The organism is Sutcliffiella horikoshii, from assembly GCF_002157855.1.
Lineage (GTDB): Bacteria > Bacillota > Bacilli > Bacillales > Bacillaceae_I > Sutcliffiella_A > Sutcliffiella_A horikoshii_C.
In genome coordinates this window covers 3246768-3261902 of the sequence record NZ_CP020880.1, presented here as the reverse complement: position 1 = coordinate 3261902, position 15135 = coordinate 3246768, and the positions used below count along the sequence as shown (strand labels likewise).

At 33.8% G+C, this 15135-nt stretch carries 11 protein-coding genes; all 11 read left to right on the top strand.

All coding sequences use genetic code 11. From position 1 onward, the window contains the following. The first annotated feature begins 956 nt into the window (after positions 1-956). The 11 genes from ltrA (at position 957) to B4U37_RS16675 (ending at position 15024) form a co-directional block, all read left to right on the top strand. Positions 957-2774 carry a group II intron reverse transcriptase/maturase gene (ltrA, locus tag B4U37_RS16740; protein ID WP_088019140.1) on the top strand — a complete coding sequence of 606 codons (1818 nt, stop codon included), beginning with the start codon at positions 957-959 and terminating at the stop codon, positions 2772-2774. 1607 nt (positions 2775-4381) lie between these two features. Next, entirely contained in the window at positions 4382-5284 is a 903-nt protein-coding gene (locus B4U37_RS16730; protein WP_088019138.1) for an ABC transporter ATP-binding protein, read from the top strand. Further along, the gene (locus B4U37_RS16725) at positions 5265-7760 is read left to right on the top strand and encodes an ABC transporter permease (protein WP_198317040.1); all 2496 of its coding nucleotides are present in this window, start codon (positions 5265-5267) and stop codon (positions 7758-7760) included. The genes B4U37_RS16730 and B4U37_RS16725 overlap by 20 nt, the downstream gene beginning before the upstream one ends. A 31-nt stretch (positions 7761-7791) precedes the next feature. After that, positions 7792-8337, top strand: a complete 546-nt coding sequence (locus tag B4U37_RS16720) for a hypothetical protein (protein ID WP_088019135.1) — start codon at positions 7792-7794, stop codon at positions 8335-8337. A gap of 324 nt (positions 8338-8661) precedes the next feature. Further along, positions 8662-9057, top strand: coding sequence for a hypothetical protein (locus B4U37_RS16715; protein WP_088019134.1), 396 nt, complete (start codon positions 8662-8664; stop codon positions 9055-9057). Positions 9058-9335: 278 nt separating this feature from the next. Continuing rightward, entirely contained in the window at positions 9336-9869 is a 534-nt protein-coding gene (locus B4U37_RS16710) for a DUF1572 family protein (protein WP_088019131.1), read from the top strand. 292 nt (positions 9870-10161) lie between these two features. Next, complete coding sequence (gene xerA / locus B4U37_RS16705; RefSeq protein WP_088019130.1) at positions 10162-11004, top strand: site-specific tyrosine recombinase/integron integrase; 843 nt, start codon at positions 10162-10164, stop codon at positions 11002-11004. A 163-nt stretch (positions 11005-11167) separates the two neighbouring features. Beyond that, a complete protein-coding gene (locus B4U37_RS16700) occupies positions 11168-11728 on the top strand; it encodes a hypothetical protein (RefSeq protein ID WP_088019128.1) in 561 nt (186 codons plus the stop codon). A gap of 1333 nt (positions 11729-13061) precedes the next feature. Beyond that, positions 13062-13307 carry a hypothetical protein gene (locus B4U37_RS16685; RefSeq protein ID WP_088019125.1) on the top strand — a complete coding sequence of 82 codons (246 nt, stop codon included), beginning with the start codon at positions 13062-13064 and terminating at the stop codon, positions 13305-13307. 605 nt (positions 13308-13912) lie between these two features. Continuing rightward, on the top strand, positions 13913-14356 hold the full coding sequence (locus B4U37_RS16680) for a hypothetical protein (RefSeq protein ID WP_088019124.1): 444 nt from the start codon (positions 13913-13915) through the stop codon (positions 14354-14356). Positions 14357-14436: 80 nt separating this feature from the next. Then, positions 14437-15024: a GNAT family N-acetyltransferase gene (locus B4U37_RS16675; RefSeq protein ID WP_088019123.1), complete on the top strand. Its 588-nt coding sequence runs from the start codon at positions 14437-14439 to the stop codon at positions 15022-15024. The last annotated feature ends 111 nt before the right edge of the window (positions 15025-15135 follow it).

Sequence of the window (15135 nt, the reverse complement as noted above, 5' to 3'; positions counted from 1 at the left end):
TTGGGTAGAACTTGTTGATTTCCGTTCCAGGCGCTTCGCTTGCCTGCGGGCGGTCCGGGAGCCTCCTCGGCTTCGCCTGCGGGGTCTCCTCTGTCCCTTCCTCCCGCGGGCGTCTGCGCGCCTTCCACTACAATCAACTAGGTATTTTATGTTAACTTAAAGGTGAAATCTTACTTCATTAAAGGGCCAGATTGTTGGTGCGAAATGTTCCTGACTCAAATGAAATGTGGACACACAATTTCGGTAAAGGTCAGGCAGTTTTAAAGTTCTAAAACTGAAGGGTTATGTCGAGGAGTCGAATGAGGAGGTAACGCTCCAAAAGGCTCCCCCTGCGTCGAATAGCATGCTGTTTAGTAAGAAGAAGTGTGTTATAAGCTCGGCTAATAGGCGTGAGAATTTACCGTAACAGTAAGGCTGACGAAAGCCTACCCGATGGGGTGGTGTAAATCATGGTACTTGGGTTGAACAGATATGGTGAGAATGCGACGAAATAAAATATGAAAGTATATTGCTGACGAACTTCTGAATGTACGGGTCTAGACTGGCATTATATAGAAATGTATTTACTACTAAATGTAGGGTTAGCTTTGGATGAGTAAGAATCAACAATATAAAAATCCATCTTGTGTTACAGGCACATGCGATGCTAACAGGCTCATAGGAAGCACCTAAGTTTGTTCCATAATAGACATAATTCAACGTTGTAAGCTGATAACGTGGAGAGCTTACTCTCTATGAAGCGTTGAAAAGGAAACTAGTCGTGAGATTAGCGACTATATAACTTTTCTTTATATCAGTGAAAGTAGTGGCACAGTACCATTGAAGCGTGTAATGAACGTGGAGGGATAGCCACCAGACTAATAAAAGATTCATTCAGCCATGCAAGGCAGTTCTTCAACGATTAATAAGGTTCTTGTAAGACTAATAGAGGTTCAGCTCCTAAAGGAGTCACCAACTTGTTAAAACGAAAGAAACTGAGACACAATGAGTATTATGATATGCAGTATTATTTTGATTCTTTATATGCTCAAAGTGCTAATGGTCAGAATTTTTATGGATTACTAGACTTAATGCAATCCGATGAAAATATACGGTTAGCTTATCGGAATATTAAACGAAACACTGGCAGTAAAACTGCTGGAGATGACGGATTAACGATTGAAGATATAAACCGATTATCTGTATCTGAGGTTGTATCGACGATACAAAGAATGTTTGAATACTATACACCCCAAGCCGTCCGGAGAGTATTCATTCCTAAGGCAAATGGAAAAACTCGACCTCTAGGGATTCCGACTATCTGGGATAGATTGTTCCAACAGTGTATCTTGCAAGTACTTGAGCCGATTTGTGAAGCGAAATTCTATAAACATAGTTATGGTTTTAGGCCAAACCGCAATACACATCATGCGAAAGCTAGGTTTGAAACGCTCATTAATCGCGCATGCCTATATCACTGTGTTGACGTTGATATAAAAGGATTTTTTGACAATGTAAATCATGCCAAATTAATAAAACAGATGTGGTCTTTAGGCATTCGAGACAAGGCATTGCTTTCCATTATTTCACGTCTTTTAAAGGCTGAAATTATTGGGGAAGGTTTCCCAAAGAAAGGTACACCCCAAGGGGGGATCTTATCACCACTTTTATCTAATATCGTATTAAATGAACTAGACTGGTGGGTTAGTAATCAATGGGAAAGCTTTGAAACACATAAGTTATATAAATCAAATCTTGGCAGATATAATGCGTTGAAACAATCTAATTTAAAACATTGTTACATCGTGAGATATGCAGATGACTTTAAAATTCTTTGTCGCACTCGTTCACAAGCAATTAAAATGTATTATGCAGTGAATGATTTTCTTCATACAAGGCTTCGCCTTGAAATTAGCGAACAAAAATCAAAGGTGGTCAACCTAAAGAAAAACTCATCAGAGTTTTTAGGTTTTCGTTTTAAAGCCCATATAAAAAAGACGAAGAAAAGAACTCTTTATGTCGCTCGCTCACACATGACAAAGAATGCGCTCAAAAATGCACAGATAAAAATAAAACAAACAATCAAAGAGATTCAGAAACACCAATCGGTTGAGAATGTTTGGCGCTTTAATACAGTTATAATGGGAATCCAAAATTATTATTCAGCAGCTTCACACATCACTGATGATTTAACTGAGCTGAACTATCGTCTTCATAAAGCGTTATATAATCGTTTAAAAGAATTGAGAAAAGAAGCTACGTTTCAGGACTTTCCAAAATCCTTACAAAAACGGTACAAGGGATATGAGTGTAAGCTCTTCAAAATAAAAGAAATGGTACTTATTCCAATTCATGCCCAACGTTGTAAGATAAATCTGAACTTCTCTCAAAATATTTGTAACTACACTACCGTAGGTAGGGACAAAATACATCAAAACTTGCGAGCAATCAATAAACAAACGCTTACTCGTGTGATGAAACAGTTCATACCGAGCCGTTCCATCGAATACAACGATAACCGGATTAGTAGATTTATTGCACAATATGGAAAATGTGCTGTTACAGGGGTTGAATTGGGACTGGAGGAATGGCATTGTCACCATAAGACACCGTACCATCTCACCAAAGATGATTCATACGGAAACTTAATGATATTGCATAAATCTGTCCATCTTCTTATACATTTGAGAGATTTAGAGAAAATAAAAGTGCTTTTAAACTCACTCAAGTTAAATGAAAAGCAACTTACAGAAGTCAATAAATTGCGTAAGCAATGTCTGAACGAAGCTATCTGATTTTCCTTTGCATAATCATAAAAATCTTGAATGAATTGGATTAGTTGGAACGCCGTATGCTGGGAAACTCGCCTGTACGGTGTGAAGTGGGGGAAAAGCTGGAGATAACGTCAAAAGCTTACCTATCACTATAATACTCATTTTTAAATCTCAACATTTTTTCCAAAGATAAAACAGCAGAAATAGAACCCTAATCAACTCTGTTAAGGTTCTATTTCCTTGCAATTATTCTTGTATGGCACTGTTTTTCTGGTGGTGTAAATAGCGTACTCGCAATATTAGATATTTAATACTGTCTAAATGTTTATGGCGCACTAATTGAACCAAAGTTGATATATTCTTTACCATCAAATAACTAAAATTGTAGTACTAAGATATGCTAAAAAGTTTACCGCTTAGCCTTCTATCTACGGATGTGCCATTTATAAGACTATTTTATGATTCATTATCGAAAGATATTGGAGTTACACAATGAGGAGATAAGCCTAAGAGACATTGTCGAAAGTAAAGGCCACTCCTTCAAAAAGTAACCGAGGTGATAGCAGAAAAGAAAGGATTAACTTGTCCGTTAGAAGAGGAGATGACGGATAAATGGATAGTGGACTTCCTCTTTCCATAGAAAAATTTAGAGGCTCAGTAAGACAACCATTGAACTTTGATTAATTTCATGAAGAATCTGCCAAACCAAATGTAACTCTTCATTTCTCCATCATTAATCTGAAGCGGAGTGTCGGGTGAAACGAAAAATACCATATTCATATCGTCTCTATAGTAATACGCTGACACGTACAAAGTAACCTTACGCATTTGCAGGTAGCCTAGCGAGGTTATGTCATGGAAATCAATTAGGCAGGTTTACAGTTTTTTATTATTAATCTTAATCTAGATAAAGGGAGAAAGTAAGGGTATATGTGTTCGTTGCGAACCTTCTGTGTGTAGTCAATATTCTTTTGCAGAAACAACATTATCAATAGATTCACACTCATGGATTACTACTCACAAAAATGAATATGAGTTATTTTTAAGGTTCCACACAAATTATCGTCATAGATAATCTTAATAATGTAATAATGATATAGTTATTAATAGGAAGAATTAAATATTCCTAGAAGAATATTTTAAATTCCCGTTAAATTATTGATTTTTTATTCTGACTATTCTACATTTATTATATAAAAATGAACAGAAAAATTTTTAGTTTTTTAGCAGTTTTTACATTAGTGTTAAGTTTTTATTCATCTAATGTTAGTGCAGCGGCTCCAAGTACCTACTACTATCAATCACTTCCTACTGATGGTGTAGGAAAGCACAAATATTATGAAGTAGGAATGTTTGGAGCCACTTACAGAGGATACCTATCAACATATTCTGGGTGTAGGGAAGGCTGTGTTTACGCCGGAACTTTGTATAAATTTCCATTACCTTATCCAGATCCATTTTAATAAATAGATTAGTAAACATTTAGAGGTTTTTAAGTAACCTTACGGCGGTTCTTATCTTGAAGAAAAGATAAGGACCGCCTTTATTACATATAAAATAAATAAAAAGTGTAAAATTATTATACATAAAAGCCACTTCTTATAAAAAATACGAGGGAGACTACACACATGATACTTACAGTCGATAACGTAAATAAATCATTCGGAAAAGAAAAGATTCTAAAAGAGGTTACGTTTAAAATCGAGCGCCCGTCTATTATCGCTTTAGTTGGCCCAAATGGTTCGGGTAAATCAACCCTACTAAGTATCATCACCAATCTACAACGGGCAGATAGTGGAGAAATAAGCATTTTAGATAAAGAAAATACTGATGTGAGTCTATTTAGAGAGGTTTCTTTCATGCAAGACAATACCGTTTTATATGACTATTTAACTGGATATGATCACATGCAATTTATTGCGGATGTACAGTCTTTATCTAAAAGCCAAATTGTAGAAACCGCAGAGCGCATTGGTATTACTAGATACTTGAATAAACGTATTGGTAAATATTCCTTAGGTATGAAGCAACACCTTCTACTCGCAATGGCAATCCTCAATAAGCCCAAATTGTTAATATTGGATGAACCATTGAATGGACTTGACCCCACAAGTGCCATTAAAGTGCGCAACCTGTTGTTAGAGTTACATAAAGAAGGCACCTCTGTTCTATTATCCTCTCATAATTTATCGGAGATTGACCGAATTACCTCAGAAATTTTATTCCTGAAAAAGGGAGCAATTATAAAAGAAGATATCTCCCAATATGAAAGGATATGTTACCACCTTACTGTAAATGACGTTTCAGATGCACATAAGCAATTAACTAAGGAATTATATGAAGTAGAAATTATATCAAACCAGAAAATCTCCCTGTTCCTGAAAGACACTCCCCTACATATTCCTCTGTCTTTGCTTATGCAAAGTGGGACTAAGATAGTTGAAATGGAAAAAATAATTTTTGGCTCAGAGGACCGTTATCAAAATATCTTTGGAGAAAAGGATGCAGACCATGAAGATATTCCTATTTGAGCTAAAAAAATTATGGAGACAAAAGAAATTCCTCTGGGTATCTATTATTTGCCTACTTTGTACCGTAGCTATCTTTCAATCCAACGCTAATGAACAAGAGGAAATGATGGAAAGAGCACAAGAGGAACTAATATTACACCAAGAAATTGTCAATGGAGTCCAAAGGGATCTTTCAGAATTAGATAGGCAACAGGAGCTACCAGAAATTCAACAAAATCAATTAAACCTTACAAAAGAAATGAACTTAATATTAATGCAGTTAAATAGAGTGATGGAAAGAGAAGAATGGGAAAATGTTTACCCATTAAAGCATTCGTTTCTAGAATTGGTAGAGCAATACGAAGCATATGGAGAAACTTTCCCTATCTTAACCGGGCAAGAATTAAGCATGGAAAAAGCTATAGCAGAGTGGTTTATTTCACACAATCTTAGCTATGAAGATGAAGAGTATCCTGTTTCTCCCCATTTAATCGTAAAGGAATTAAGTGACTCGGCATTCAGTTTAGCTGGCCTTTTTGTATTGATGTTGCTATTTGGGAATATATACACTAGTGAGAGGGAGCAACGAACATGGTTGACTTTACAAACTCAACCGATAAGAAAGTGGGAGTTGCTAATTTCCAAATATATTAGTCTGTTAGGTGCCACCTTAATCTTCACGGCTTTATTCATCGTTGTTGGAATAGCCGTTACTACTATTTTTACGGATTACTCCTTTAGTGGACAATATCCGATTTTGTTACAAGATACCCAAACTTTCTATATACTACCAGTCATTACTTACATTATTAGAATCACAATCTTCTTTGTCAGTGCGGCTATTTTTCTTTTTGCAGTGGTAACGATTTTAAGTAGCTTACTAAAAAATACGTTTATAACAATTATACTAACTTCTTTTATTATCATGGTAGGTTATAGTTTAACGGAACTAAATGACCCGTTGCAGGTAATAGGAAATCCGTTTCAACTCTTTCGTATTTCCGCTTTATCAGCGACCATACCTACTGGAGATGATTGGATTTATCCCTGTGTATCGATTATCTGGGGTTCGATACTGATACTTTGTGCAAATTTTAATCCTGAAATAAGAATTTTGTCGTTCTTCCAACAGTCTTCCCACATTCAACCTTTTAAGAGTAAAAATGGATCGATTTTAAATAGGTTAATGTTTTTTGAAGGGAGAAAAGTAATTAGAAAAAAGCTGTATGTACAGATCAATATTTTATTATTGTTATTTGTGACGGTTAGTTATTTTATTCTTTTTCAACAATCTAGTGACCAAGAAACACAGTATCTAGAAGATTTATCAAAGATGGAAGAAACAGAAAATTTGATTGCACTTTCTGAAGAATCCATAGATAGGTACGAAGATGTAAAAAAGCAATCAGGAGAAACGATATATGATGACCTCATTGCTGATGTCTATAAATCCATCGATTTCTTTAAAGAGAGAAGAGAAAAAGGTATAGAAGCAGCTAAGGAATACGAACAAAAAAATTGGACAGCATTTTATCATTATCAACTCTTTGATAATCATACTGCAGCTGGAGAGATAGATACAGGTGGTTTTTATCTGGATAACAGAATGGATACTCTCGGAAAATTCACTGTGGAAGCCAGTATTACAGAAAAGGAATGGTTGATGAAAAACAATATTCAACCTATTTTTACAGGTACCTTTATCCCGACCATCTATCATCAATTTTCAGATGAGGAACTCCATCAGACATTCAAAGAAGAAAATAGAAAACTAGATAGTAGCGGTCTGTTTTCTTTATATTTATTTAACAAGTACTATCTTTACTTTATTCCTATTCTCTTATGTTTCTTCTTGTTTGGAGGGGGCTTGGCTTCAGAGAGAGGAAAAAAACAAACGTTACATTTATTACAAACGCAACCACTAACGTTAAGTAGCCTTTTCTTAGGAAAAATAATGACAAGTAGTATTTTATCGATTTTCACTGGGTTAGGGTTATTTTTAATCATTATTTTGTTTGGAAGCTTATTCAATCGTTTTGGGGATTGGTTTTACCCGATTTTATATTATAACCATGAAGACATCGTGAATTCTTCCAACTACTCTGGCTTGATTTCAAGTGGAAATGGCTATCATTTCATCACTTTAGGGGAGTACCTTATCTACAGTATAATCTTGTTTGTTTTATGCTTACTTTTTGTCCTGGCACTTACCATGGTTTTGTCGATTTTTTTAAACAATGCATTGACCGTTTTTTCGCTTTCTATCCTTCTTAGCGTCTCTGGATATTACGCCACAACTAAAATAGGGATGGACATAGCTCATTTACTTCCATTCACATACTTTGATTTTCCTAAAGTGATAAACGGTGAACTATCTATTGTGATGGATAACGCAAAAATCAATGTATTACATGGATGCCTTGTACTTTCAGGACTGTCTATCTTTTTAGTGGTCATCGGTTATTTTGTGCTTAGTAAAAAGAAGACACGAAAATAAATCTCATACAAAATAAAAGGAGGTATTTTGATTGAGCAAAAATTATGAAAAAAGACATTACTTTATTGTAAGCACCATTGCTTTATTAGTTCTTTCTCCATTAGTCATCTGGTTACTTCCATATATTCTACAAAGAAGTACCTTTAACCAAAGCTCCATATGGATGTTGGAGACGCCAAGTATTACTTACGCTTACTTTGCTGTAGCTTGGTTCTTTTTACTTTCGGCTTCCATTGCATCTTATTTTTTTTACAGATGGAAAGTAGGTATTTGTTTACTAGCAGTCATTATAGCCCTACCACTCATGTACATTGGAGTAAAACCCATAACTATTGTTGGTTCAGCAGGATTTACAATGGTAGATGCGCCTTTTGACGAAAAAATTCTTTACAGCTGGGAAGATGTAGAGAAAGTATACTTAATTACCAATGATGAAACGAAAAAAGATAGTTTGGAGTTCCATTACAAAGATAATCAAACCATGATTATTGATAATCATCAGGAGGTACAACAGCTAAGAATAATGCTTCTAGAACTAAAAGATACTTATGGATTTACTTTTACTTCAAAAGAATAGATATTAGCATTGTTAGGACTTTTGTGTCAAAAAAAGACACAAAAGTCTATAGTGCAACGGTTTATACTTATTTAGGTGCTATCGGAACAGGTTGTTTGGAATAGGCTCTCTTCTTATGGGTCTACTAGCAGTAAATAAGTTGTTATAGATAAAGTGGCAAATGCAGATTTAAATATTATCTTGATATCAAGTCTTCAAGAAAAAGGCGCAAATATCTAATATTGCGTCCTTTTTGTCTAGAAAAATGATTGTCAAAACTGAGGATATTTGAAATAATTGGTATTATATTGAAAGAGAGTATACTAGAATAAGGAGAGTAGTTCTATGTTAGAAAGAAAAATAGTAACATCAACTTTGACATTTATTATATCAACCTTAATTATTAGCAGCTTATCTCCTGTAGAGGTCCTTTTAAATGGCTCACATAATTATGAAACAAGCACTTTCCTTCAAGATATTATTCTTATATCTGTTTATGTTGGGGTAGGTATTTTCTTATTTGGATTGCCAGTATCAATACTAATCGAATTAATAACACAAAAACCAAAGGAAGCTCGATTTGCTCTTTCTTTTCCATTACATATTTTGTTCGGAATAATTCCTGTTTTTGTATTAGGATTCTTAGCAATATTCTCACTGCTTGTCTCAATGGTATTTCTTTTGATTGACGAGTTAATTAGATTTATCACAAATTCTGGTTACAAATATGTTAAAGCCTAAATCCTTGTAGATTTATCATTAATGATATAGCTTTTAAATGCAGCCAAAGCGATTATTCACCACTGTTACTTGTGTTCTTAAAATTTTTTATAGAAAAAAGTATTGTAGTAGGTATAGCTTTCTTCTACAAACTAGCTTTCTTTTTATACACTATGCAGGTATAGGGGAGCTTATTAAAAAGAGATTTTAATATATTTGTTTTCTTAATACAAATAAAGGATAGGGAGAAAAGTTAAATACCGTCTTGAATAGAAATCATTCAATGAGGAGGATACACTTTGAATAGTCTCGAAAAGGATTACCTTTCAATTGTGATACAGCAATTTAAAAACTTCAAAACGCGAGCAGAAGAGGCATTACAACAATTGTCCGATGAGGATATTCATTGGAAGCCAAATGTAGAATCTAATAATATTGCAATTATTATTCAGCATATTAGCGGTAATATGAACTCTCGATGGACAAATTTTTTAACTACTGACGGAGAAAAGGATTATAGAGAAAGGGATATGGAGTTTATTGATCGAGGTGAAACGAGGACAAACCTTATGCGATATTGGGAGGATGGATGGAATTTACTTTTTGATACATTAGAAAATCTTGAAGCAAAACAATTACATCAAACTGTAACTTTAAGGCAGCAACCAATCAGTGTACTACAAGCAATTCAAACTGAAATAGCTCATATAAGTTATCATTTAGGTCAAATTTTATTTATTGGAAAACAAATAAAGGAAAAAGATTGGACTATTTTGAGCATTCCAAAAAACGGTTCCAAAGAATATAATCTAATTCATTCATCAAAAAAATAATTAAATCCTATTCTAATTTTGGTAGGGCTATCCTCTTATATAATGGCTTGTTACTTCGCAATCTTGGAGTTTTAATCGAAGAACATATACAAGTTATCTCGATATCGAGTCTTCCGCAATCGGGCGCTTTTAGTAGTACCGAAAGCGCCTTTTCCTATGTTTCCCAACCTCTATGTACTATCCTTAACTAAACCATTCCCCTAGATTGTTGAGTAAAATCGTATAAAACCTACTTTTCTAGTCAAGACTATTCTTAAGATTAATTGGTTTGTAAACTAGGAGAGTGGTGTAGATGTTATTGTCACAAGTTTGGGAGAAATACCAGCTTGATAAAAAGATAGAGGGGTATTCACCGCTAACATTAAAAACCTATTGTTTTCAATATAATATGTTGTTGCGCTACTTTGGAGATATCGACCTGAACATACTGACCACAGATCAGTTAAAAGAATATTTGATCAAGGGAAGCACACATTTAAAACCCTCTAGTTTGGGGCATAGAGTTCGATGTATTAGGTCATTATTTAAATGGGCAAATGACGAAGGGTTAATAAAAAAGAATCCAGCAGCTAAGTTGAAAGAACCTAAGCTAGGGAAACGAATACCAAAATTCCTCACTGAACTTGAAATAGAACATCTACGTGAATCCTGTCAAAATGCTATGGAGAATGCGTTGTTTGAATTCTTTTATTCGACTGGTTGCCGTATTGGCGAAGTTGTTAAGCTTAATCGTGATGATATCAATTTCGCCTCAAATTCGGTCATCGTTCATGGAAAAGGGGATAAAGAACGGGAAGTATATTTCAATACTCGGTGCTCCTTGTGGTTAAAGAGATATCTGGATGAGCGAGATGACCAGGACCCGTGTTTGTTCATAACCGAGAGGAGACCTAAGAGAAGAATGAGTATCGACTTAATAAGATACATTATTAAGCGTATATCGTCTGGAGCCGGGATTAAGAAGAACATTCATCCACATCAATTGAGGCACAGCTACGCTACTCATATGATTAACAATGGAGCTCCACTGGAAGTAATACAAAGTTTACTTGGCCATGAAAAAAGTGAAACAACAAGAATTTATGCTCAGTTAAGTGGGAAGTTACGAAAAGATCTCTACAGCAAATACTTTTAAAAATCACGTTCGAGATTGAGCGTGATTTTTTATATTTAATGAAAATTAAAGATTGAGTTTATCACTTGTTTTTGAAATAATTGGTATTAAGCAATCGGGCAGGATTGCGGAAGAATGGTATAAGTAATGTGTGATAATTTTATTATAATAAAGGAGTTTTTTAATGAAATCATTGTTTGCGATATTCTTTGTATTCATCATGATTGTTTCTGGTTGTAGCAATGTAGTTGATGATACAGAAACTGAATTTAAAACTATACAACAAGCAACATTAAAAAGTGATATCCCATTATCTGAAGTTTTTCATACTGAAGAAATGGATGAAACAGCATTCTCTATTTATCAAACCCCAAATGGGTATGGGATTCTTCACTTTTCATTAAAAGAAGATGGTTGGGATTATCAAGGTAGATCAGGTTTTATGTACTCTAATGTTACTGATAAAAAGCCTTTTTCTTTTAGTCAATCAACGTGGCATAAAGGTGAAATTTCTATGGATAACGAAAGTTTATATACAACTGTATTTTTAGGAGAGGTAAGTGACCCTGAAATTAGTAATATTACAGTTGAATATAACAATAATCAAAGAGATGCTAATTTAATAAATAATAACGAGAGAACATATTGGTATCTTATTTCTGAACAAGATGACGGTAATGAAAGAGTAGGCGTGGTTTCTGCTTATTCTACTAATGGGGAATTGCTTTATCAGAGAGGAAAATAAATTATTAAGCTAACTAGGAGCGATTGCAGCATAGTGGATTGCTCATTACTTAAGAATTGGGCAGTTTAACGGAATAACAGGTTACTTAAAAACTTTAAGGGGTGATAAGACTTGGACATTAGTACTTCGGTCTATATTATAGTTTTTTTAGCACATTTAGTCACAGCTTCTATAGCATTTGCTATATTTACATCAATATATCTTAAAAATAGGAGAAAAGGACTTGTGAGTCTTACTATAATTTTCTCTTTGCTAGGTAATTCACTTTATCACGGGTTTATTGCTTCTAATATTATGGGCATCGGTATGATGATAATTTTCGCTTGTTTATCAATATTCACTTATATTAACCTCCAGAAGAAAATTAAAAAGGAAGTTACTCAATAATCTAGGAGCGATAGCTAAACAAGCTTCCGGCCTGTTTTCAAAAAAGGGAATAAAGATGATTGTCAGGAATAGATAAATTATGGTTTTCAGAATACAATTTTAGGGGGATGTAATTTGAGACGACTATTTGTTGGAATATTGATAACGATGCTTATTCTTATAGGGCTTTACTTTTCTATTACTGTAGGGGCTTAGGACCTGTTGTTCCATTATATAGGAGCAATTCTGTAATAAGATTTTAGAAGAGATATTCAGTTACATACGATGGAGAAAGGTTGGGTGTTAGTAAAGGAATGGTTGTATTTTTAATTGTAGGTATAATTACCGCAGTAGTGTTTTTTAATTTGTGCGTTAAAATTGCTATAAGTATAAAGAATAATAAAGATGTAGGTGCTGATAAGGTATTAGCCTCTACTATGCTAATTATGAGTCTATATTCATTTATTGTAGTAATAACTTCATAGTTAGAAACTGTAGGTGAAATTAACAATTTGAAAGAATAAACTGGGTTACATTGGTCCCTAGATGTTGATCTATTACATATTCAAAAAATGGAGCGATTGTTGCAAAAAGGCTCGATCCTTACATAAATATTGGGCAGGATTGAAGAAAATTTGTGATAAAGTTAAATAAAGACAGTAATTAATATTGAGAGGAAGGGTAATTTGTTTTTCTTGAATATAATTCTTTTTGCATTGTTTGGATATATCTTCGTTTTGACTTTAATAAAGGCTATAAAGGGTGAGGTATCTCATCATCTTGCAGCTTCTCTTTTTGTTATTTGGGCATCATTATCAATAATAGTTACTGTGAATTTAGTTGACTTGTAAGAAACTATTTTTGAACAAACTAGGAGCAATAGCAACAATAAGGCAGGATTTTGAAAGAAATATATCAGAACTTTAATACTCAATCTTAAAGACATTATGAATGAAGGGGTGGGTAAATGTATTGGAAATTAAGAGTACCTCTGCTATTGGGGATTATAGGTGTTATTTCTGGACTTGTTCAAAAGTTCCCAACCCTTCTTGTTAATACTTCAAACTTACTTAGCAATGCTGTGTTTATCGGTCTAATTGGTATCATTTTTACTATTTTAGAAAGATCAAATGTGAACGATAAAAAAGCTCATTTTACAATCGGGGTTGCAATAATTATCTTTGGTATTGTTTTTGACTTCCTAACGGCATAGTTGCTTATTGTACAATCTAGGAGCTTAATCGTAGTACCTATACAAGTTATCTCGAAATCAAGTTTTCGGCAATCGGGGCGCGTTTATTTAAGAACGCGTCTTTTCGTTTATTGGGCCATATTAGGGAGTAAGAAAGGAAATTAGATAGTTCATCTTGAATTTGTAAGTTATGCCAGAAAAGGGCAGGATTATTCAATAATGAACCTTTGGGGAGAGGTATCCGAAAATAAATAGAAGATTGTGTAAGGAAGTGAGTTTACTGGAATTTTTAATTAGTTTTATAATAGGTATTTTATTCTTAGTTGTTGGTATAGTAGCATTTTTCCCACCTCCAAAACTGCCTTGGATTATAAGGTTTATCATTATATTTTGCGGAATGGGTTTTATTATGTATTCTATATTAGGATTATTCGGATTGATTTCTTCTTAAACAATCTAGGAGCGATTCTGGAACAAGGATCAACGCTCATTTTTATTTGAGCCAGAATTAAAATAAAATATTGTAGGGATTTTTTGATTATTAAATAATTGTATTAAGGAATAGGGTAGTTATATTTGAAAGAAGGATTTAATTTTATGGTGAAATGTAAGATGGGGGTATTATTATGAAGACTAAATTCTTAATGTCATTTATGTTCATTATTTTATTTATCATTGGATGTAGTAATGAACAAACTGTAAAAGTTACATCTGAGGATATAGAAAAAATCAATCTCAAATTAGTAGAAAAGCAAGAACTAAACGATGGTATTACTTATACAATTAAATTAGTTAACGACAGCGACTATGTTATCAAGCAAAATAATGTTTATCTTTCTTATCCAATTAAAACTGAAAACGGTTCTAAAGGAAATGAATTTAAAGTTGAAGCTGAGGGAAATAAATTAAATATTGAACCAAATGAAAAAGTAACTTTAAATGTTTTCACCCCATTTGTAGGAATGACCAAACCAGAATTATTGGTTGATGAACCTTCTATTGAAATAAAAGGTTATATAGAAAAAGTTGATATTTCACATTCTTTCGGTAAAGTTGGTGGCTTTGATTAATACTATTATGCATTCATCTAAGGAAAGCAGTTCTAATTGGTAATATTAAATTGAATAATAAATACCAAGGGGATTTAGGTATGGAAATTAGAAGTTACAATCAAAAAGATGAAAGGGGATGGGTAAGGTGCAGAACCTTATCGTTTCTTGACACTGCATATTTCGATAATGTTCTGCGAGAGAAAGAAACATACGAAAATCCTTCAATAGAATTAGTCGCAGTAAGTGATGATAAAATTGTCGGACTTATAGATATCGAATATGAATTAGAGGCAGGTACAATCTGTTCAAGAGAAAAAGATACTGGTGGAATGATATGGCATATCGCAGTCCATCCAGATTATCAAAGGAAAAAAATAGGTTTTAAGTTATTATTTGAAGCAGAGAAAATTGCTAAGGAATTAGGATTAGTCTACTTGGAAGCATGGACACGAGATGATGAGTGGGTTAATAAATGGTACGAGTGTAATAATTTTAAGAACGTTCAATCGTACTTACATGTATTCATTGAAGGTAGTGAAGAACTAACAGGTTTATTAAAATGTGAAACTGGTGGATTGCAACCAGTTCAAGCATTTGCTCATTATGTAGGTAAGGAAAAAGAAAAGGTAAAACGTATATATAAGAGAGTTCATGAATGTATTCGTTATGATAAACAATTGAATTAGCTTATTCAACAATCGGGCGCGAGTGCGGCCAAGCAAGGTCGTGTCATATAACGGGTGGGATTCCCGTCGAGTAAGAACTAGCCATTCGCTCGTAGCGAGTCTTGGAGGACT

Bases quoted from the DNA above. Each gene is read 5' to 3' on its own strand.
- B4U37_RS16730 (WP_088019138.1), top strand. From the start codon at position 4,382: ATGATACTTACAGTCGATAACGTAAATAAATCATTCGGAAAAGAAAAG.
- xerA (WP_088019130.1), top strand. From the start codon at position 10,162: ATGTTATTGTCACAAGTTTGGGAGAAATACCAGCTTGATAAAAAGATA.
- B4U37_RS16685 (WP_088019125.1), top strand. From the start codon at position 13,062: ATGTATTGGAAATTAAGAGTACCTCTGCTATTGGGGATTATAGGTGTT.
- B4U37_RS16675 (WP_088019123.1), top strand. From the start codon at position 14,437: ATGGAAATTAGAAGTTACAATCAAAAAGATGAAAGGGGATGGGTAAGG.
- B4U37_RS16680 (WP_088019124.1), top strand. From the start codon at position 13,913: ATGAAGACTAAATTCTTAATGTCATTTATGTTCATTATTTTATTTATC.
- B4U37_RS16725 (WP_198317040.1), top strand. From the start codon at position 5,265: ATGAAGATATTCCTATTTGAGCTAAAAAAATTATGGAGACAAAAGAAA.
- B4U37_RS16700 (WP_088019128.1), top strand. From the start codon at position 11,168: ATGAAATCATTGTTTGCGATATTCTTTGTATTCATCATGATTGTTTCT.
- B4U37_RS16715 (WP_088019134.1), top strand. From the start codon at position 8,662: ATGTTAGAAAGAAAAATAGTAACATCAACTTTGACATTTATTATATCA.